The organism is Micromonospora sp. CNZ299 (assembly GCF_002754415.1).
Genome location: NZ_PEFG01000001.1, coordinates 665,688 through 684,606, shown reverse-complemented (window position 1 = coordinate 684,606; position 18,919 = coordinate 665,688). Strand labels below are relative to the sequence as shown.

General features: G+C 72.2%; 18 protein-coding genes. 10 read left to right on the top strand and 8 right to left on the bottom strand.

All coding sequences use genetic code 11. The annotated features are described in order from the left end of the window. Positions 1 to 21: 21 nt before the first annotated feature. The 5 genes from CLT68_RS03305 to CLT68_RS03285 all read left to right on the top strand — a co-directional run bounded on the left by CLT68_RS03305 (position 22) and on the right by CLT68_RS03285 (position 5,083). A complete protein-coding gene (locus CLT68_RS03305) occupies positions 22 to 996 on the top strand; it encodes an alpha/beta fold hydrolase (protein WP_099848750.1) in 975 nt (324 codons plus the stop codon). Between the two features lie 5 nt (positions 997 to 1,001). Further along, positions 1,002 to 1,856, top strand: a complete 855-nt coding sequence (locus CLT68_RS03300; RefSeq protein ID WP_099848748.1) for a DUF3152 domain-containing protein — start codon at positions 1,002 to 1,004, stop codon at positions 1,854 to 1,856. Between the two features lie 101 nt (positions 1,857 to 1,957). Then, entirely contained in the window at positions 1,958 to 2,779 is an 822-nt protein-coding gene (locus CLT68_RS03295; protein ID WP_099848746.1) for a DUF3152 domain-containing protein, read from the top strand. Between the two features lie 123 nt (positions 2,780 to 2,902). Next, positions 2,903 to 4,084: an adenylyltransferase/sulfurtransferase MoeZ gene (gene moeZ / locus CLT68_RS03290; RefSeq protein ID WP_088950282.1), complete on the top strand. Its 1,182-nt coding sequence runs from the start codon at positions 2,903 to 2,905 to the stop codon at positions 4,082 to 4,084. A gap of 36 nt (positions 4,085 to 4,120) precedes the next feature. Continuing rightward, the gene (locus CLT68_RS03285; protein WP_099848744.1) at positions 4,121 to 5,083 is read left to right on the top strand and encodes a prenyltransferase/squalene oxidase repeat-containing protein; all 963 of its coding nucleotides are present in this window, start codon (positions 4,121 to 4,123) and stop codon (positions 5,081 to 5,083) included. A gap of 56 nt (positions 5,084 to 5,139) precedes the next feature. Here the strand turns inward: CLT68_RS03285 and CLT68_RS03280 are convergent, their stop codons facing one another. Then, positions 5,140 to 6,381 (bottom strand): glutamate-5-semialdehyde dehydrogenase, encoded by a 1,242-nt coding sequence (locus tag CLT68_RS03280; protein WP_099848742.1) that lies wholly within the window; start codon positions 6,379 to 6,381, stop codon positions 5,140 to 5,142. Between the two features lie 90 nt (positions 6,382 to 6,471). Continuing rightward, a complete protein-coding gene (gene proB / locus CLT68_RS03275; protein ID WP_099848740.1) occupies positions 6,472 to 7,629 on the bottom strand; it encodes a glutamate 5-kinase in 1,158 nt (385 codons plus the stop codon). A 13-nt stretch (positions 7,630 to 7,642) separates the two neighbouring features. On the opposite strand from proB, the gene CLT68_RS03270 reads away from it, so the two are divergent. Genes CLT68_RS03270 through CLT68_RS03260 form a run of 3 tightly spaced genes read left to right on the top strand, consistent with a single transcriptional unit; the run spans position 7,643 to position 10,902 of the window. Beyond that, a complete protein-coding gene (locus tag CLT68_RS03270; protein WP_088950279.1) occupies positions 7,643 to 7,957 on the top strand; it encodes an MGMT family protein in 315 nt (104 codons plus the stop codon). Positions 7,958 to 7,989: 32 nt separating this feature from the next. After that, complete coding sequence (locus CLT68_RS03265) at positions 7,990 to 9,402, top strand: MFS transporter (RefSeq protein WP_099848738.1); 1,413 nt, start codon at positions 7,990 to 7,992, stop codon at positions 9,400 to 9,402. Positions 9,403 to 9,423: 21 nt separating this feature from the next. Continuing rightward, a complete protein-coding gene (locus tag CLT68_RS03260; protein ID WP_099848736.1) occupies positions 9,424 to 10,902 on the top strand; it encodes an aminotransferase class V-fold PLP-dependent enzyme in 1,479 nt (492 codons plus the stop codon). A 91-nt stretch (positions 10,903 to 10,993) separates the two neighbouring features. On the opposite strand, the gene CLT68_RS03255 is transcribed toward CLT68_RS03260, so the two are convergent. The 5 genes from CLT68_RS03255 to CLT68_RS03235 form a co-directional block, all read right to left on the bottom strand. After that, positions 10,994 to 12,178, bottom strand: coding sequence for a hypothetical protein (locus tag CLT68_RS03255; protein ID WP_099848734.1), 1,185 nt, complete (start codon positions 12,176 to 12,178; stop codon positions 10,994 to 10,996). Continuing rightward, positions 12,171 to 12,731, bottom strand: a complete 561-nt coding sequence (locus tag CLT68_RS03250) for an RNA polymerase sigma factor (RefSeq protein WP_088950275.1) — start codon at positions 12,729 to 12,731, stop codon at positions 12,171 to 12,173. The genes CLT68_RS03255 and CLT68_RS03250 overlap by 8 nt, the downstream gene beginning before the upstream one ends. Before the next feature lie 191 nt (positions 12,732 to 12,922). After that, complete coding sequence (locus tag CLT68_RS03245; protein ID WP_143743122.1) at positions 12,923 to 13,867, bottom strand: hypothetical protein; 945 nt, start codon at positions 13,865 to 13,867, stop codon at positions 12,923 to 12,925. Between the two features lie 138 nt (positions 13,868 to 14,005). Further along, positions 14,006 to 15,193 carry a hypothetical protein gene (locus CLT68_RS03240; protein WP_099848730.1) on the bottom strand — a complete coding sequence of 396 codons (1,188 nt, stop codon included), beginning with the start codon at positions 15,191 to 15,193 and terminating at the stop codon, positions 14,006 to 14,008. After that, the gene (locus CLT68_RS03235) at positions 15,186 to 15,755 is read right to left on the bottom strand and encodes a SigE family RNA polymerase sigma factor (protein ID WP_099848727.1); all 570 of its coding nucleotides are present in this window, start codon (positions 15,753 to 15,755) and stop codon (positions 15,186 to 15,188) included. Before CLT68_RS03235 ends, CLT68_RS03240 begins: the two co-directional genes overlap by 8 nt. A gap of 135 nt (positions 15,756 to 15,890) precedes the next feature. Here CLT68_RS03235 and CLT68_RS03230 point away from each other — a divergent pair, with 135 nt between their 5' ends. Together CLT68_RS03230 and CLT68_RS03225 are read left to right on the top strand one after the other, a co-directional pair. After that, on the top strand, positions 15,891 to 16,472 hold the full coding sequence (locus CLT68_RS03230) for an NADH-quinone oxidoreductase subunit B (protein WP_091402527.1): 582 nt from the start codon (positions 15,891 to 15,893) through the stop codon (positions 16,470 to 16,472). A 36-nt stretch (positions 16,473 to 16,508) separates the two neighbouring features. After that, entirely contained in the window at positions 16,509 to 17,825 is a 1,317-nt protein-coding gene (locus CLT68_RS03225; RefSeq protein WP_099848725.1) for a DUF2252 domain-containing protein, read from the top strand. A gap of 16 nt (positions 17,826 to 17,841) precedes the next feature. Here the strand turns inward: CLT68_RS03225 and CLT68_RS03220 are convergent, their stop codons facing one another. Further along, positions 17,842 to 18,888: a glucose 1-dehydrogenase gene (locus tag CLT68_RS03220; RefSeq protein ID WP_199176976.1), complete on the bottom strand. Its 1,047-nt coding sequence runs from the start codon at positions 18,886 to 18,888 to the stop codon at positions 17,842 to 17,844. Positions 18,889 to 18,919: the final 31 nt, after the last annotated feature.

The window sequence follows — 18,919 nt, the reverse complement described above, 5'->3', positions numbered from 1 at the left end:
GGTCCGAGGCAGACTGGAACGATGAGACGCGCCACCCTCTGGCCGGACCACCTGCTTCCCGACCACCATGTCCCGCCACCGTGGCCGGGCAGGGAGGTCCGCCTCGACGGCCGGGTCACCTACGTACGGGACACCCCGGCCACCGCCGCCGGCGCGGAGCCGGCACTGTACGTGCACGGCCTGGGCGGGTCGTCGCAGAACTGGACCGACCTGGCCGGGCTGCTCGCCGACCGCCTCGATGGTCAGGCCATCGACCTGCCCGGCTTCGGCCGTAGCGAGCCGGGCCCCCGCTACACGATTCCGGCGTTCGCTGATCTGGTGGTCCGCTGGATCGAGCACTCCGGTCGGGGCCCGGTTCACCTGTTCGGCAACTCGCTGGGCGGCACGGTCGCGGTCCAGGTGGCCGGGCTGCGGCCCGACCTGGTCCGTACGCTCACCCTGATCTCCCCGGCGCTGCCGTTCCTCGACTTCCGTCGCTCGTTGCAGGGGCGGATGCTGCCGGTGCTCGCCATCCCGCGCGGCGAACGGCTGGTCGCCCGGCACCTCACCCAGCTCGCTCCCGAGGTGATGGCCCAGCAGGTGCTGGAGGCGTGCGTCGCCGATCTGACCCGCATCTGCGACCAGCGCCGGGCCGAGGCGCTGGAGGAGATCCGGGTCCGGTACGAGGCGGAGCACTACGCCGCCGCGTACGTCCGGACGTTCCGCGGTCTGGTCTCCAGCTTTCTGCGGGCGTACCTGCCCGGGCCGGGTTCGCTGTGGCGCCTCGCCGAGGCGGTGCGCGCACCGACCCTGGTGGTGGGCGGCCGAGCGGATCGCCTGGTCGACGTACGGGTCGCGCCGCAGACCGCCCGGGTCATCCCGGACAGTCGGCTGATGATGCTCGACGGTGTCGGTCATGTGGCGCAGTTGGAGGTGCCCCGGCTGGTTGCCCGGGCGGTGGTCGGCCTCCTCGCCGAAACGGGGGACACCGCCAGGCGGCCTGATCTGGCAGGCTGACGTGGATGCCCAGCTCAGCCCCCCTCCCCGGTCGCCGTCAGCGACGCTTCGCGCTGTTCGCCCAATTGGTGGCGGTGGTGTTGGCTGTCGGCGCGGTGGTGACAGTGATCGCCGAGGGGCCGGGTGGGCATCCCGCTGCCGACCGGTTGGCCGCCGACGAGATCGCCTCGCTGCCGCCGCTGGTGGCCGCGCCACTGCCGCCGTCGGTCAGCCCGTCGCCCTCCGAGGCGGTTGCGTCCAGCCCGTCTCCGGTGCTGCGGGCGCCCGGTGCGGTTCCGAGTGCCGGCACGGGGCGTTTCGGCTACGACGCCCGCTCCGGCCCGGTGCTGGGCCGTGCGGGTGAGCTGCGGCGTTACCGGGTCGCTGTGGAGTCGGGCAGCAACGAGGACGCCGTCGAGTTCGCGCTGGCGGTGCAGACGGCGCTCGCCGGGCCGGGCAGTTGGGTCGACAGCGGCAGGTTGCGGCTTCAGCAGGTGCCCGGGGACGCGCCTCGCGACTTCACCGTCTACCTGGCCACCGCCCGTACGGCGGGTCGGATGTGCGCCGATGGTGGGGTGGACATCCGGGTCGGGGGTCGGCCGTACACGTCCTGCCGCGCGCCCGGCCAGGTGATCATCAACCTGGATCGGTGGCGGCTGTCCGTGCCGCACTTCGTCTCGGCCGGAGTGCCGCTGACGGTCTACCGGACGTACGTGGTGAACCACGAGGTGGGTCACCAGCTCGGGCATCGGCACGAGCGCTGCCCGGGGGCGGGCAGGCCGGCACCGGTGATGATGCAGCAGACGCTGTTCCTCAACGGGTGCCGGGTCAACCAGTGGCCGTACCTCGACGGGCGTCGTTACGCCGGTCCTGCCCTCTGACCGACGGGCCGACACGCCGACGTTCCAGCCCCCATCAGGCGTCTTGCGGCAAAAGCGGCAAATTCGGAGAAATGCCCGAATAATCTGGCAGGCTCGACGTCATGACGCCGTCGTCCCGTTACGGCCCACCCCAGCCGCCCGACCCGTCGGGCCGTCCGGCGTACGTGCGTCCCACGCTCGTCCGGATGCACCGGCGCCGCCGCCGCAGCCTGCTGCTCGGCCTGCTCGTCCTCGCCACCGCGATCGGCGTGACGCTCTACCGCACCGGCGAGCCGCCAGCCGAGACTCCCGCCACGACCCAGGGCGGCATGGGTCACGGGGGCGGGGTGGCCGCGCACCCGGTGCCCACCAGCTATCCGTCGGTCGGAGCGGGACGATTCACCGCAGCCGACGGCGAGACACCCGAGCACGGTGCGGACGGTCCGCTGCGCCGTTACCGGGTCGCTGTCGAACGTGGCACCGGCCAGGACGCCGACGCGTTCGCCGCCACTGTCGACGAGGTGCTGGGCGACCCGCGCAGTTGGATCGCCTCCGGCGACCTGCGGGTGCAAAGGGTGGCCGACGCGGGGGCCGCCGACTTCACCATCTACCTGGCCACCCCGGTCACGTCCGAGCGGATGTGTGCCGAGGGCGGGCTGACCACCGAGCGCTACACCTCCTGCCGCCTGCCGGGCCAGGTCATCATCAACCTGGCCCGCTGGATGGAGGCGGTCCCCGACTACGGCGCCTCGCTGGACACCTACCGCACCTATGTGATCAACCATGAGGTGGGCCACGAGTTCGGCGAGGAGCACGAGGCCTGCCCCGGGCCGGGGGAGCCCGCGCCGGTGATGCAGCAGCAGACGTACGGCCTGAACGGCTGCGTCGCCAACGCCTGGCCCTACCTCGACGGCCGTCGCTACGCGGGTGACATCGTCCCCTGATCGACCGGGTCGTCGGTTATTCCCGCTCCCGCATCGCGGACCACGTGTCGTCCCTCATGGCCGAGCAGGGCTCCGGCGAGCAACAATGGCGCGGTTCACACCGCCGATCCCGGGGAGTCCACCGTGTCGTTGCCCCCGCTCGTCGAGCCCGCCGCCGAGCTGACCGTTGACGAGATCCGCCGCTACTCGCGCCACCTGATCATCCCGGATGTCGGGGTGACCGGGCAGAAGCGGCTGAAGAACGCCCGGGTGCTCTGTGTCGGCGCCGGTGGCCTCGGGTCACCCGCCCTGATGTACCTCGCCGCGGCCGGGGTCGGCACCCTCGGCATCATCGACTTCGACACCGTCGACGAGTCCAACCTCCAGCGTCAGATCATCCACGGGGTGTCCGACATCGGCCGGTCCAAGGCCGAGTCCGCCGCCGCGTCGATCCGTGAGATCAACCCGCTGGTCAACGTGGAGATCCACAACACCGCGCTGGACCGGGAGAACGTCCGCGAGATCTTCGCGCAGTACGACCTGATCGTCGACGGCACCGACAACTTCGCCACCCGCTACATGGTCAACGACGCGGCGGTGCTGCTCGGCAAGCCGTACGTCTGGGGCTCGATCTACCGCTTCGACGGCCAGGCGTCGGTGTTCTGGGCCGAGCACGGCCCCTGCTACCGCTGCCTCTACCCGGAGCCGCCGCCGCCCGGCATGGTCCCCTCCTGCGCCGAGGGTGGCGTACTCGGGGTGCTCTGCGCGTCGATCGGTTCGATCCAGGTGAACGAGGCGATCAAGCTGCTCACCGGCATCGGTGAGCCGCTGGTCGGCCGCCTGATGGTCTACGACGCCCTGGAGATGGAATACCGCAAGATCAAGGTCCGCAAGGACCCGAACTGCGCGCTCTGCGGCGAGAACCCGACGGTCACCGACCTGCTGGAAGACTACGAGGACTTCTGCGGCGCGGTCTCCGAGGAGGCCCAGGAGGCGACGCTCGACGCGACGATCACGGCACTCGAACTCAAGGAGTGGCAGGACGCCGGCAAGGACATCTTCCTGGTCGACGTCCGGGAGCCGGCCGAGTACGAGATCGTCCGCATCCCCGGATCCACGCTGATCCCCAAGGGCGACATCATCTCCGGCGAGGCCCTCGCGAAGCTGCCGCAGGACCGGCAGATCGTGCTGCACTGCAAGTCCGGCGTCCGGTCCGCGGAGGCGCTCGCCGCGCTCAAGGCGGCGGGTTTCCGGGACGCCGTGCACGTGCAGGGCGGCGTGCTCTCCTGGATCAAGCAGATCGACCCGGCGCTGCCCGCGTACTGATCGATTGCCGGGGCGGCCCACACCGCCGCCCCGGCAATCGACGCACGTGACGCCGCTCGGACCGGGCACCCGGAGCGACGCAGCCACTCCGGGCCAACCGATTCTCCGAGGCGGGATCGCGTCTGCGCAGGTAGCGTTCCCGCCGTGGTCGACTTGGAAGCGGCGATCGGGTTCGTCGTGGCGCATGGGGACGCGGTGGAACGAGCCCGCCTCTCCTGGCTTCGCAACGGCACCGCTGTGCCCCCCGAGCTGCTGGAGACGGCCGAGATCGGCCAGTCACCCGACGGTGGTTGGCCGGCCACCTGGGGCGGTGCGATGGCCTCGATCGACGCCACCTGTTTCCGGCTCGCCGAGTTGGACGACCTGGGTGCGCTCGGCCGCCCCGCCGCTCGCCGGGCACTCGACTGGCTGGCGTCGCGACAGCAGGCCGACGGCAGTTGGGACGAGGACGCGTCGCTGGCCGACTCGGCCCCGGAGTGGGCCCGACCCGGCGATCCGGAGGCCGGGTTCCTCCAGACGGCCAACGCCGGTTTCTGGCTCACCGTCGCCGGCCTGGACGCCCGCGCGTCGGGCCCGCTCGACCATCGGGTCGGTGGGGCGTACGCCGGGGTGGTGCAGGCGGCGGCCCACTCGCTCGCCGCGCGGCTGCGTCCGGACGGCAGCTGGCCCTCGTACCTCGCCGCCGGCTGGCTGAGCGCGGCCGTGCTGCACCGACAGGAGATGTTCCAGGAGTCGGCGCGGATCCAGGTGGTGCTCGCCGAACGGATGCCGAAGATGTCCCCGGGGGACGTGGCGTGGTTGGCATCCACGCTGCGCCGGGCCGGCATCGACCCGCAGGACTGGATCATGGTGCGGGCGTTGCGCCGGCTGACCGAGACGCAGCGCAGCGACGGCGGCTGGGAGAGCGACGACGGCCACCAGTTCGACGTGCACGCCACGTTGTCCGCGATCCGGGCCGCCCGGCCCGCGACGGCCGGAGCCGCCTCGCAGCCGGGCTGAGGCCGGCCTACAACCTGCCAAGGTCCTCGGCCGGGCCGAGGACCTTGCCGCAGGCCTCAGCGCAGGTGCCCGTCCCCGGTGACGACGTACTTGGTGCTGGTCAGCTCGGGCAGACCCATCGGGCCGCGGGCGTGCAGCTTCTGAGTGGAGATGCCGATCTCCGCGCCGAACCCGAACTCGCCGCCGTCAGTGAACCGGGTGGAGGCGTTCACCATCACCGCCGCCGCGTCCACCCGGGCGACGAAGTCGCGGGCCGCGCTCGCCGAGTCGGTGAGGATCGCCTCGGTGTGCCCGGTGCCGAAGCGGCGGATGTGCGCGACCGCCGCGTCCAGCGAGTCGACCACGGCGACCGAGATGTCGGCCGACAGGTATTCGGTGGCGAAGTCCTCCTCGGTGGCCGGGACCACGGCGGCGGAGTAGGCGGCCACCTCGGGGGAGCCGTGCACTGTCACCCCGGCCTCGGCGAGAGCGGCCAGCATCGGCGGCAGGAACGCGTCGGCGACGCTCGCGTGCACCAGCAGTGACTCGGCGGTGTTGCAGGTGGAGAGGCGCTGCGTCTTGGCGTTCAGCGTCACCGCGACGGCCTTGGCCACATCGGCGGCGGCGTCGACGTAGACGTGACAGTTGCCCACCCCGGTCTCGATCACCGGAACGGTCGACTCCTCGACCACCGTGCGGATCAGCGACGCGCCCCCGCGCGGAATCAGCACGTCGACGAGCCCACGGGCGCGCATCAGCTCCTTGACCGAGTCGCGGGAGCTGGCGTCGAGCAGCTGCACCGCGTCGGCCGGCAGCCCGGCGTCGGCGACCGCGTCCCGCAGCACCGCGACCAGCGCGGCGTTGGAGTGCGCCGCCGAGGACGACCCGCGCAGCAGCGCCGCGTTGCCGGACTTGAGGCAGATCCCAGCGGCGTCCACTGTCACGTTTGGTCGCGCCTCGTAGATGATGCCGACCACGCCGAACGGCACCCGGATCTGGCGCAGCTCCAGCCCGTTGGGCAGGGTCGAGCCGCGGACCACCTCACCGACCGGGTCGGGCAGCGCGGCCATCTGGCGCAGCGCGTCGGCGATGACGGCCACCCGGCCCGCGTCGAGGGCGAGCCGGTCCAGCACGGCCGCGCTCAGCCCGGCCTCCCGGCCGGCCGCCAGGTCCGTCTCGTTGGCGGTCAGGATCTCCGGGGTACGCGCCACCAGCGCGTCGGCCATCGCCACCAGCGCGGCGTCCTTGACCGTACGCGTGGCCACGGCCAACTCGGCGGCGGCGTCCCGCGCCCGTCGGGCCTGCTCGCTGACGCTCATGCCGGCACTCCGCTGCGCTCCGTGCCGCCCTGAGGCACCACCGCCCTGAGCCGATGATTCGTTCGCTGACGCTCACTCACTGTTGACTCCTTAGAGCAGCACCAGGTCGTCGCGGTGGACGACCTCTCGTTCGTACGCCGGGCCGAGCGCCGCGGCGAGTTCGGAGGTGGAGCGGCCGAGCAGCCCGGGCAGCTCCACCGCGTCGTAGTTGACCAGCCCTCGGGCGACCGACGCGCCGGCGGTGTCCACCAGATCCACCGGGTCACCAGCGGTGAACGTGCCGTCCACTGCGGTGATGCCGGCGGGCAGCAGCGACTTGCGCCGCCCGACGACGGCGGCCACCGCACCCGGGTCGAGGTGCAGCCGCCCTCGGGGCGAGGTGGCGTGGGCCAGCCAGAACAGCCGGGCCGTCGGGCGCTGCCGCTGCGGGTGGAACAGGGTGCCGACCGGCTCGCCGGCCAACGCCGCACCGGCCAGGTCGGCGGCGGTGAGCACCACCGGGATGCCGAAACCGGTGGCGATCCGGGCGGCCTCGACCTTGGTCACCATGCCGCCCGTGCCCACACCGGACCGGCCGGCCCCGCCGATGGTGATTCCGGCGAGATCCGCGTCGCCGTGGACCTCGGTGATCCGGGTCGACTGCGGCTTGGCGGGGTCGCCGGTCCAGAGCGCGTCCACGTCGGAGAGGAGCACCAGCAGGTCGGCGTGCACCAGGGCGGCCACCAGCGCGGCCAGCCGGTCGTTGTCGCCGAACCGGATCTCCTGGGTGGCCACCGTGTCGTTCTCGTTGACGATCGGCACCGCCCGCAGGTCGAGCAGCTTGCGCAGCGTCCGGTACGCGTTGCGGTAGTGCGCGCGCCGGGTCACGTCGTCGACGGTGAGCAGCACCTGCCCGACAGTGCGGCCGTGCCGGGCGAAGCTGGCCGCGTACCGGCCGATCAGCAGGCCCTGCCCGACGCTGGCGGCTGCCTGCTGGGTGGCCAGGTCGCGCGGGCGTCGGATAAGGCCGAGTGGGGCGAGGCCGGCGGCGATCGCGCCGGAGGACACCAGCACCACCTCGCGGCCTTCGGCGGTGAGCCGACCGAGGGTGTCGACCAGCGTGTCGACGCGCTCGTCGGCCAGGCCGCCGGTGGCGGTGGTCAACGAGGAGGATCCGATCTTGACGACGACCCGCCGGGCCGTCGTGACTGCGTCGCGCACCCGCCCATTCTGCGTGGTCACGGCCGCATCGCCCGGCGGCGTTCCCATATGGTGGCCGATTGTGACACCTGACGAGTACGTCGAGGCGGTGCTCGACCTGGTCGAGCGGATCCCGGAAGGCCGGGTGATGTCGTACGGCGGGGTCGCCGACGCCCTGGCCGAGCGCTCGGGCCGCGCCTCGGCTCGGCTGGTGGGCAACATCATGGCCCGCCACGGCGGTTCGGTGCCCTGGCACCGGGTGGTGACCTCCGCCGGCCGGCTGCCGCCGGGCCACGAGCGGGAGGCGCGGGCCCGACTGCGTGCCGAGGGGGTGCCGTTGCGCGGCGAGGGCGTGGACATCAGGGCGGCCCGTTGGTCGCCTGATGAGGGGATGTGACCGCCGTCCAAACGTGAGTAACATTCGTCCCCATGAAAACGCAGCCGGGCGCCGGCTCGTCAGCCAACGGCCGGCTGCCCCGTGGCGTGCACGCCGGGTACGCGCTCGGCTCGCTGGCCACCGGCGCGTTCGGCACCGTGCCCGGTCTGTTGCTGCTGCCGTACCTCACCGACACGCTGGGCGTGGCCGCCGGCATGGCCGCCCTGCTGGTGCTGCTGCCCAAGGCATGGGACGTGCTGGTCAACCCGGTCGCCGGGCGGATCTCCGACCGCACCCGGTCACGCTGGGGCGCTCGCCGGCCGTACCTGCTCGTCGCCGGTCTCGGGCTCGCCGTGCTGTTCGCGGCCATCTTCGCCGCGCCCTTCGGCAACGGTCCGGCCGCCGTGGCGTACGTGGCGCTCGCCTTCCTGGCCACCGCCACCGCGTTCGCGTTCTTCCAGGTGCCGTACGTGGCCATGCCGGCCGAGATGACCGACGACTACGCCGAGCGCACCCGGCTGATGACCTGGCGGATCGCCGTGCTGGCGCTGGCCATCCTGGTCTCCGGCGCGGTTGCCCCGCTGGTGGTGACGGCCGGCGGCGACGGCGTGCCCGGGCACCGCTGGATGGGGCTGTTCGTGGCGGCGCTCATCGTCCTCGGCGCCCTCGGCGCGTTCTTCGGCACCCGGTCCGCGCCGAGGGGTGTGGTGGGCGGCAGCGAGCCGACACTGCGCGCCCAACTCGCCGTGGCCGGTGCCAACCGGCCGTTCCGGGCGCTGCTGATCTGCTTCGTGGTGCAGTCCGCGGGCGTGGCGACCATCCTCGCCGGGGTCAATTACTTCGCCGGGCAGGTCCTGCGCGACGAGCAGAGCGGCCCGACCCTGCTCTTCGTCTGCTTCGTCGGGCCGGCACTGCTGGTGATGCCGCTCTGGTCCCGGGTCGGCGCCCGATTGGGCAAGCGGGTCGCACTTGTCGTCGCCGCGCTGATCCTCACTGCCGGGGCGCTCGCCCTGGTCGCCGCCCCGGTGCTGCCACCGGTCGCCGTCTACCTGGTGGTCGCGGTGCTCGGCGTCGGGTACGCCGGGCAGCAGGTGTTCGCGCTGGCCATGCTGCCGGACTGCATCGCGTACGACACGGCGCGCACCGGACGGCGGCAGGCTGGCGTCTTCACCGGCCTCTGGACCGCCGGGGAGACCCTCGGTCTGGCCCTCGGCCCGGGCATCTACGGCCTGGTGCTCCAGCTCTCCGGGTACGTCTCCTCCGACACGGGCACGGCCGCCGCCCAGTCCGACACGGCACGGCTGGGCGTCCTCCTCGGGTTCACGGTCCTCCCGGCCCTGCTGATCGGCCCTCCGATCCTCCTCCTCCGCCGCTACACCCTGACCCCCGCCGTGCTGGCGGCCGCCACTAGCAACGGACGCGTCGATCATGGAGTTGTGGTGGGGGATGAAAGCGGCAAAACCTAAAAAGAAAGGCACCACGACTCCATGATCGACAAGAGCAGGGTTGCGGGCGGGGCACTGTCGTCCGACGGGGTGGCCGCGGATGTCGCGCTGGCGGAGGTTCGCCAACTGCGTGCCGCCGACCGGCCCACGCACGGCGGGCGTCTGTTCGCGTACGTCTATGACCCGGCGGTGCCTGGGCTGGACGACCTGGCTGCCGCCGCGCACCGGGAGAGCGCCCACGTCAACGGGCTCGACCCGACCGCTTTCCCGTCCCTGCTGGCCATGGAGAACGCGCTTGTCGGCGCGGCCGGCCGGGTGCTCGGCGGCGGGCCGGGCACGACCGCGCCGGACGTCGTCGGCAGCGTCACCAGCGGCGGCACCGAGTCGCTGATCCTCGCGGTCAAGGCGGCCCGGGACGCCCACCCGGAGATCGCCGAACCCCGGATCGTGGTGCCGTCGAGCGCGCACGCCGCGTTCGCCAAGGCGGCGCACTACCTGCGGGTGGCGCTGGACGTGGTGCCGGTCTCGGTGGACACGTTGCGCCCCGACCCGGCCGCGATGGCCGCCGCGATCCGCCCGGAGACGGTGCTGGTGGCCTGCTCCGCGCCGTCGTACGCGCACGGGGTGGTGGATCCCGTCGCGGAGATCGCAGGCGCGGCCGCCGAGGCCGGGGTGCGCTGCCACGTGGACGCCTGCTTCGGCGGCTGGACCCTGCCGTACCTGCGTCGCCTCGGTGAGCCGGTGCCGGCGTTCGACTTCGCGGTGCCCGGCGTCACCTCCATGTCGGTGGACCTGCACAAGTACGCGTACGCGCCGAAGGGCGTGTCGGTGCTGCTGCACCGCGACGCCGCGCTCCGTGCGCCGCAGTACTTCGCGTACGCCGACTGGCCCGGCTACACGATGATCAACCCGGTGATCGCGTCCACCCGTTCGGGCGGGCCGATCGCGGCTGCGTACGCCACCCTGCGACACCTCGGCGACGCCGGCTACCTGCGGCTGGCCGGCGTCACCCGGGACGCGGTCGCCGGCCTGGCCGACGCGGTCCGCGCCGTTGACGGGCTGCGGCTGATGGCCGAGCCGGAGTCCACGGTGGTCTGCTTCACCGCGACTGACGACGGCCCCGACCTGTTCGTCCTGGTGGACGAGCTGACCGCACGCGGCTGGCACACCCAACCCCAGCTGTCGTACGCCGGCCTGCCGGCCAGCGTGCACCTCACGGTGACCGCCTCGGTCGCGCCCCGGGTGGCCGAGTTCGGCCCGGACCTGGCCGACGCGGTGACGGCGGCTCGGGCGACCGGCCCGGTCGCCCTCCCGCCCGAACTGCGGGCGCTGGCGACGTCGCTGACCCCGGACGCGCTCACCCCGGAACTGGTTGCCGGCCTGGCCGCCGGGCTGGGCCTCGGCACCGGGGCCCTGGATCGGATGGCGGCCGTGAACACCCTGCTCGACGCGGCCCCGGCGCGGTTGCGGGAACGACTGCTTGTGGAGTTCGTGGGCTTGCTTCAACGTCCCGCCTGGTGACGCGGCGACGACCGTGTGCCCGTCGTCCGGAGCAGCCACGGACGGTGGTACGGCACGCCGGGAATTCGGGCGTGCCGTACCACTGGATGGTTCATCGGTAGCGGTAGCGGTCCTCGTTGTCCTCCTGCGCCGACTCGAACAGCGGGTTGTCAGCGGCACCGATCGGCCTGACCCGGGCGATGCCGCTGCCGCTCATCGTGCTCTTGTCCCGCAGCCCGAGCTGGAGGGTGCGCGTAGCACCGGGAGCGAGGGGTCCGATGCGGCAGGTGAGTGGCGACTTCGACGGGGGTCCGCCCGCGCAGACGGACCAGCCTCCGCCCTCGGCGACGGCACCGGGCTGCAAGCCCAGGTTCAACTCGACGAGGGCGGCGGGCGTCGTGCCGACGTTGCGGACAACGACCTCCATCGTGCCGGTTCGGGTCCCGTCGGGCTCCTTCGGACCCCAGGAGAAGTCGGCGGCCGTCACCGAGAGGTTCACGAGGTGTGGATTCGGACCGAAGGTCGTCGGCCCGGAGGTCTGCGCGAAGGCGTCACCCGTCCAGCGATAGCTCCGCCACTGCCGCTGCGACCACCTGGCGTCCCAGCCGCCCCCGGGCGCGAGGTCGCCGACCTGCACCCTAACCGTGCCGCCGTCCACCACATCAAGTGCGAACAGCCACTGTGGCTTGTCGCGGGTGCTCGCCACCACGCGGCCGAGCGTGATCACCTCGTTGTCCTCGTTCCGGTCGAAGGCGACCACCTGCATCGGTCCGCCCGTGCCGAGCACGCACTGCACGAGCGCCACGGTTTCCACCGCACCATCCCCGTCCACGTCCCCGTGGTCGAGCACCATGAGCCAGTTCGTGCCCTCACGAGCGTCAGCGGTGAGCCGGATCTGTGACGTCGGGCAGGCCGGACCGGCCCGCCACGCCGGCAGGGTCACCGGAGTCTCCAACAGCTTGGCTCGACTGATGCGACCGTCGGGCACTGTCGAGGTCGGGCTGGCGCTGGTCACGGAGGGACTGGGGATGTCGCTCGGCGTCGGCGACGCCGACACGCTCGGCGTCGGCTCGACCGGGCCCGGCTGAGGGTCCGGGCCGTTCGTCGCCGCGTACCCGATGGCGGAACCGCTGAGCAGCGCGAGCACCGCCGTGGTCGTCGCGGCCAGCCGGCGCCGGCCGCGCTGCCGTGCGGCCCGACGGACGGCGGCGGGCCCGGGCGCCTCGACCTCCGCCAGCACGGTACGGCGGTAGCGGGCGAATTCCTCGGCGATGCCGAGGGGCTCCTGCTCAGACATCCCGCACCTCCTCGTTGGGGTCGTGCAGGTGGGTCGCGAGTGCCGCCCGGCCCCGGTGCAGCCAGGACTTGACGGTCCCTTCCGCGACCCGCTCCTGGTCGGCGATCTCGGCGACCGTCAGGTCGGCGAGGTAGTGCAGGATGACGGCCCGCCGCTGCTTCGGCGGCAACTTCGCCAGTGCGGCGTCGACCGCCACCCGGTCGGGGCTCGGCCCCGCGACGTGTGTCTCCCGCTGCCGCAGCAGCCACGACTGGGCGGTCCGCAGTCGCCGCCACCGGTTGTGGCCGAGGTTCCAGGCGACCCGACGAACCCAGGCCAGCGGATCCTCGTACCCTGCGAGCCGGTCCCAGCGGGTGTAGGCCCGGCAGAACGCCTCCTGGACGAGGTCCTGCGCCTGCCCACGGTCGCCCGTGTATGCGGTCAGCTGCACCACCAGCCCCCGAAAGTGCGCGTGGTAGAAGTCGTCGAAGACCAGCTTCGTCGGTGGTAGGACGGCGGTTCCCGGCCAGTCCGGTGGACGCCCGCCCACACCTTCGTCTCTCGTCACAACCACCCGTCCTCCCCCGCGGTAGCCACGGGCGTACGTCCGCCCGCATCGATCACACAGCCGGACGCGCCAGCCGGTTGCGGGGTACCGGCGGAACTGTCTGTCGGGTCCCGGACAGCTGCTCGGGTGCGACCCCGGCGACGACGAGGGCCCGGGACCGCAGTGGTCCCGGGCCCTGGTCGGGCGGTGCCTCGTGATCAGCCGGCCGTCACGGTGAACGAGGCGGTGTTGTCGCCCGGGCTGGCGTCCGCCACCACGATGCTGTCCCACTGGGTGTCGAGCTGGAAGGTGGCGGCACCGAGATCACCCGGGACGGTGCCGGGCTCCGCCCGGAGCAGCACGTCGAAGCTCCGCTCCTCGCCGGCCATGAAGCGCCCGCCCGGGACGACGAAGTTGGTGAAGAAGCTCGGCATGTCCTGCGGGTCGGTGCCCCAGATCTGCACGCCGGCCGGCAACGTGGTCGCTTCGCCGAAGAGGAGATCGTGCGCGGCGTCACCGGCCCACCGGACGGTCACCGGCAGTCGGCCCTGGTAACTGCCGTCCTCCTGCCGCACCAGCGTGGCCGCGGCGGCCGTGCTGATCGACGCTCGTGCCTGGCTGTCCTGCACGTACGGCACGGGGTTGCGCAGAGAGCCCGAGGTGGAGCGGAAGCGCGCGGCGAAGCTCTCCGCGTCCCCGATCGCCTCGCTGCCGTCGCCGACGTTCACCTCGACCCTGCCTCCCCTCGCGATCATCGCCACGCCGCGTGGCGTGGTGAGCGCCTGGAAGGCGACAGTGAACGACCGCCGCTCGCCCGGCTTGAGGTTGTCGCCGGGCACCGAGCAGTTGACGACCCGGCGGTTGTCCTGCAGGCCCTGGAACCCGCACGCGCTGTCCGGCGACAGGTTGCCGATGGAGCCGGCGACCGGCTCGACGATCGTGACGCTGAAGTAGGTGTCGGCTGGACCGCGGTTCGTCACCGTGATCGGCAGGTTGCCCTGGTAACCGCGCTCGGTCGGGTTGAGCACCAGCTGGCCCACCGAGACGTCAGCGTCGAGGCCGTGGCCGGCAGGTGCCGCCGCGGCGGGTGCGCTGAACGCCAGCAGCGCCGCTGCCGGGCCGAGCACAAGGGCGGCCAGCCGCCGTGCGGTGCGTGTGGTCATGTCGAAGTCCTCCCGTGGATCCCCGTTGCTGGGTGGCGGCATCTCCGTCGCCCGATGGTGTGCACACGTCCTATGTGGATGGTTGGTTGCGGCTGCGCCTGTCGCCAATCTGACACCGCGGCCCGGGTCGTCGCGCGGCTAGCCGGCCGTCTTCAGCTCGACCTCGTTGTCCTTCCATTTCAGGTCGCTCCACCACCGCTCCTGGGAGTCGTAGTGGATGACCTGCAGGTTCGGCGGATTGTCGATGCTCGGCGGCGCGTAGCGGAACGTGAAGGTGTACGTCTTCCGATCCCCGGCCGGCAGGCCGTCCAGGACGCAGGCGTCCGGCCCATCGGAGCGCACCTCCCGGCACCGGGCCAGGTCCCCGCCGGCGGGCTCCCCAACTGTGTAGAAGTTGCTGAACCCGAGCAGGGGCACGTCCACGGGTCCCTTGTTCACCACCGTGACGGTCAACGTTGCGGCCCGCTTGCCCTTCGCGTCCGGTGCCCCGACGATCAGGTCACCGGCCGTCAGGGTGAGGTCGGTCAGCCGGGGGTCGACCCCGAACTTCGTCGGCCCGGCGGTCTGGTCGAACCGCTCGCCGGTCCAGGCGTACGTCCGCCACTGCCGCTGCGGCGCCCACTCCGGGGTGCTGCAGCAGGGCTGGATGTCCGCCACGTGCACCCGGATCTCTCCGTCGGCCTGCACGGCGAAGTCCGTGACGTCGTCCATCCCCTCCCGGGTGCCGACCACTCGGCCCATCGTGACCACGCGGCCGGCCCCGTCCCGGTCGAAGGCGATCACCTGCTTGGCCGAGGCCTCGCCCTGGCGGCAGGCGACCAGGGCGACCGTCTCAGTGGCACCGTCGCCGTCGAGGTCGGCGTAGCGGGGGTCGCCCAGCAGCGTCGCCACCGAGTCCTGCTGCGACCCGGACCGGAGCCGGACTTCGTCGGTGAGGCAGGTCGTCGGGGCGCCCTGCGGCCAGCGCGGCAGGGCGAGTCGGGCGGCGAGCAGCTGCGACCGGGTGATCCGACCGTCCGGCGCGGCCGAGATGGGGCTGGCCGTGCTCGGTGCGGGCGAGGTGGGCGGGGCGCTCGTCCCCGACGGGGTCGGAGTCACGGTCTGAGCCGGTCCGGGCTCGGGCGGCCGGTGCAGGGCTGCGTTCGCGCCCACCGGGATCGCCACGGCGAGCACAACGGCCGCCGCGGTGACCATCGAGGTACGCCGGCGCCGACGCCGGATTGTCTCCCGCACCGCAGCCGTCCCGGCCGGGTGCACCGCCGGGGCGTACGCCTCGCGGAACGCGGCGAACTCGCCGCCGACCAGGATATCGTCGAGCTCAGTCATTGTCGTTCACCTCGTTCGCGGTGGCCAGGCTGACCGCCAGAGCTGCCCGTCCCCGGTGCAGCCAGGACTTGACAGTGCCTTCCGGCACTCCCTCCTGCGCCGCGATCTGCACGACGCTGAGATCGGCCAGGTAGTGCAGCACCACGGCGCGGCGCTGGGTGGTCGGCAACTGGGCCAGGGCGGCGGTGAGCGCGACCCGGTCCGGCCCCGGCCCCGGCATGTGCTCCTCGCGCTGCCGGTGCAGCCACGACTGGGCTGTCCGCAGCCGCCGCCAGCGGCTGGTGGCCAGGTTCCAGGCGACCCGACGCACCCAGGCCACCGGATCGTCGTAGCGGGACACCCGCGACCAGCGGGCGAACGCACGGCAGAACGCCTCCTGCACCAGGTCCTGTGCCTGCGACAGGTCACCGCAGTAGGCGGCGAGCTGCAGCGTCAACGACCGGAAGTGCGCATGGTAGAGCCCGTCGAAGTCGATCACCTCGCGCTCCTGCGACCGCGCCGACCGCTCCGCGGTCCCCTCGGGTGGCGGCTCGTCGAGCCGTGGCTCCCTCATCACCGTCATCTGGTCCTCCCCGTACGCGTGCCGCCAACGCGGTCACGTCGGTCACACGCCCTGACGCGGGTATCGGTTGCGCGGGTTGCCGCCGTGGTGCCTGTGGTTGACTGTCGACTCGGAGACAGCTGAGGGAGGCCCGAGGTGCAGCTACCGGCAGTGCTCGGTGAGCCGATCCGGTTCGTGCTGAACTGGGGGCGCCGCTACTCGCTCTGGGTCTTCAACTTCGGGCTGGCCTGCTGCGCGATCGAGTTCATCGCCACCAGCATGGGTCGACACGACTTCATCAGGCTGGGCGTGATCCCGTTCGCACACGGCCCCCGGCAGGCCGACCTCATGGTCGTCTCCGGCACCGTGACCGACAAGATGGCCCCGGCCATCAAGCGGCTCTACGACCAGATGCCCGAGCCGAAGTACGTCATCTCGTTCGGCGCGTGCTCCAACTGCGGCGGCCCCTACTGGGACTCGTACTCGGTGACCAAGGGCGTCGACCAGCTCATTCCCGTCGACGTGTACGTGCCCGGCTGCCCGCCGCGCCCGGAGGCGCTGCTGCACGGCATCCTGCGCCTACAGGAGAAGATCGCCGCCGAGCAGTCCGGAATCGGCGGAGTGCCCCAGCGCGATGTGCTCGCCGCGCCGCTGGACGCCCCGCCCCGCGAGGCCGCCGCGCCACGCTCGGTCGACTCGCTCACGGCCCCGCCGGTCCGCCCACCCACCGCGAGCTGACGCCGGTGCTCGCCGGGCCCGGCTAGCCTGCGCACTATGAGCAATTCCGCAGACCAGCGGTCCGCCCACATCATCGACGTGCTCACCGAGGAGTTCGGCGCGTCGATGGCTGTCGACCCGGCCGCCTTCCGCCGCAAGTTTCGCAAGATGGCCGCGTCGCCGTTCGCCTTCTACCGGGGCAGCGCGGCGTTGTTCTACGCCGACCAGCTCGGCGACTTCGCCGACGACCGGTTCTCCGACGGGCGGACCAGCCGGGTGTGGATCCACGGTGACCTGCACGCGGAGAACTTCGGCACCTACATGAACGCCTCCGGGCAGCTGGTGTTCAACGTCAACGACTTCGACGAGGCGTACGTCGGGCCGTTCACCTGGGATCTGCGGCGGCTCGCGGCCAGCGTGGCGCTGCTCGGCTACGGCAAGGCGCTCTCCGACACGGCGATCGGCGATCTGGTGGCCGGCTTCGCCCGGTCGTACCTGACCGAGCTGCGGGCGATCGCCGCCGGAGGGGACGACGCGATCGGCTCGATCACCCTGGAGAACGCCGACGGTGTGCTGCGCCGGGTGCTTCAGCAGGCCCGGCTCAACACCCGCGTCGACCTGCTGGCCGCGCAGACCACCATCGACAACTACGAGCGACGGTTCTCCATCGGTGACGGGGTCTTCGAGATCGACGACGCCACCCGGGACCGGGTGCGTGCCGCCTTCCAGGACTACCTGGGCACACTGCCGAACGCTTCGACGCAGCTTCGGCCGGTGGCGGCGCGGATCAAGGACGTGGTGCTGCGCAAGGGGGTGGGCATCGGCTCGGCCGGGCTGCCGTCGTACAACCTGCTGTTGGAGGGGCACACCCAGGCCCTGGAGAACGACGTCGTCATCTACATGAAGCAGGCGCAGGTGCCGGCGGTGGCGCGGTACGTGACCGACGAGTCGGTCCGCGGCTACTTCCAGCACCAGGGCCACCGGACAGCCGAGTCGCAGCGGGCGTTGCAGGCACACGCCGACCCGTGGCTGGGCTTCACCGAGCTGGACGGGGCCGGGCAGCTCGTCGCCGAGGTCTCCCCGTACGCCGCGGACCTGGACTGGTCGGACGTCAACGAGCCGGAGGAACTGACCGGGGTGCTCGTCGACCTCGGTCGGGCGGTGGCCCGGATGCACTCGGTCGCCGACGACGAGTCCAGTCACGACCTGGTGGACTATTCCACCGAGGAGGCGATCGTCGCGGCGGTGGACGCCGACGAGCCGGGCTTCGTCGCCCACCTGGTGGACTTCGCCCACGCGTACGGGGTGCGCGCCCGGCAGGACCACCAGCTCTTCGTCGACCTGTTCCGCAACGGCCGGCTGCCGGGCATCTGATCGGGCGTGGCGTCGCTCAGGACGCGAACTCCAGAACCACCTTGATGTCGTCCGGCCCCGGGGTGTACGCGTCGGCGTACCTGTTCACCGGCACCCGACGGGTGATCAGCGACTCGAGCCAGACCTGGTCGGCGCCGGCCAGCGCCTGCGCGGCCATGTCCCAGTGCCGCCGGTTGGCGTTCACCGAGCCGAACACCACGTTGTTCTCCAGCACCAGCTCCCGGTTGAGTGCGCCGGCGTCGAAGTTGATGGTCCGGCCGCCGCTGGACACCCCTGCCAGGCAGACGATCCCGGTGGGGCCCGCCTTGCACATGACGTCGAGGACCACGGTGGGCGCACCGGTGCACTCGATCACCACGTCCGGCTCGAAGGGCAGGTCGTTGACCGGCACCGTGTGGTAGGTGGCGCCGAGCCCGGCGACCAGCTCCGGCTTCGGCCCGTCGGTGTTCCGGTCCAGCACGTGGACGGTGAACCCGCGCTGGGTGGCGAGCAACGCGGCCAGCAGCCCGATCGGCCCGGCCCCGGTCACCAGGACGGTCTGCGGCTGCCACTCGGCCCGGTGCCCGATCCGCTCGATGTGGTCCCAGGCCTTCGCCACCACACTGGTCGGTTCCAACAGCACGCCGACCTGGGCCAGCGCCGGGTCGAGCGCGACCGCGAACCGGGGCTCGATCCGCCAGCGGTCACGGGCGAACCCGGGTAGCGCCTTGATGCCGTGTTCGGTGTACTGGCCGTTGCGGCACATGTCCCACTCGCCGACCGCGCAGTTGGGGCAGGGGACCGGGTCGGGATGCCGGACGATGCCGGCCACCAGGTCGCCGGGTTGCATGGTGCCGCTCGGGTCCTCGATCACCCGGCCCAGTGACTCGTGCCCGATGACCAGGCGGTCCCGCCCCGGTGGCGCCTCGCCGTACTCTCCGGCGATGATTTCGTGGTCGGTGCCGCAGATCCCCACCGCCAGCGCCTCGACCAGGACCGAGCCTTCCTCGGCAGCCGGCTCCGGCTGATCCTCGACGAGGTTCAGCGAGTTGGCGACCCCGGGTTTCACAGTCACAGCGCGCACGCCCTCATCTTTCCTCGCCGAGGGCTGCGCC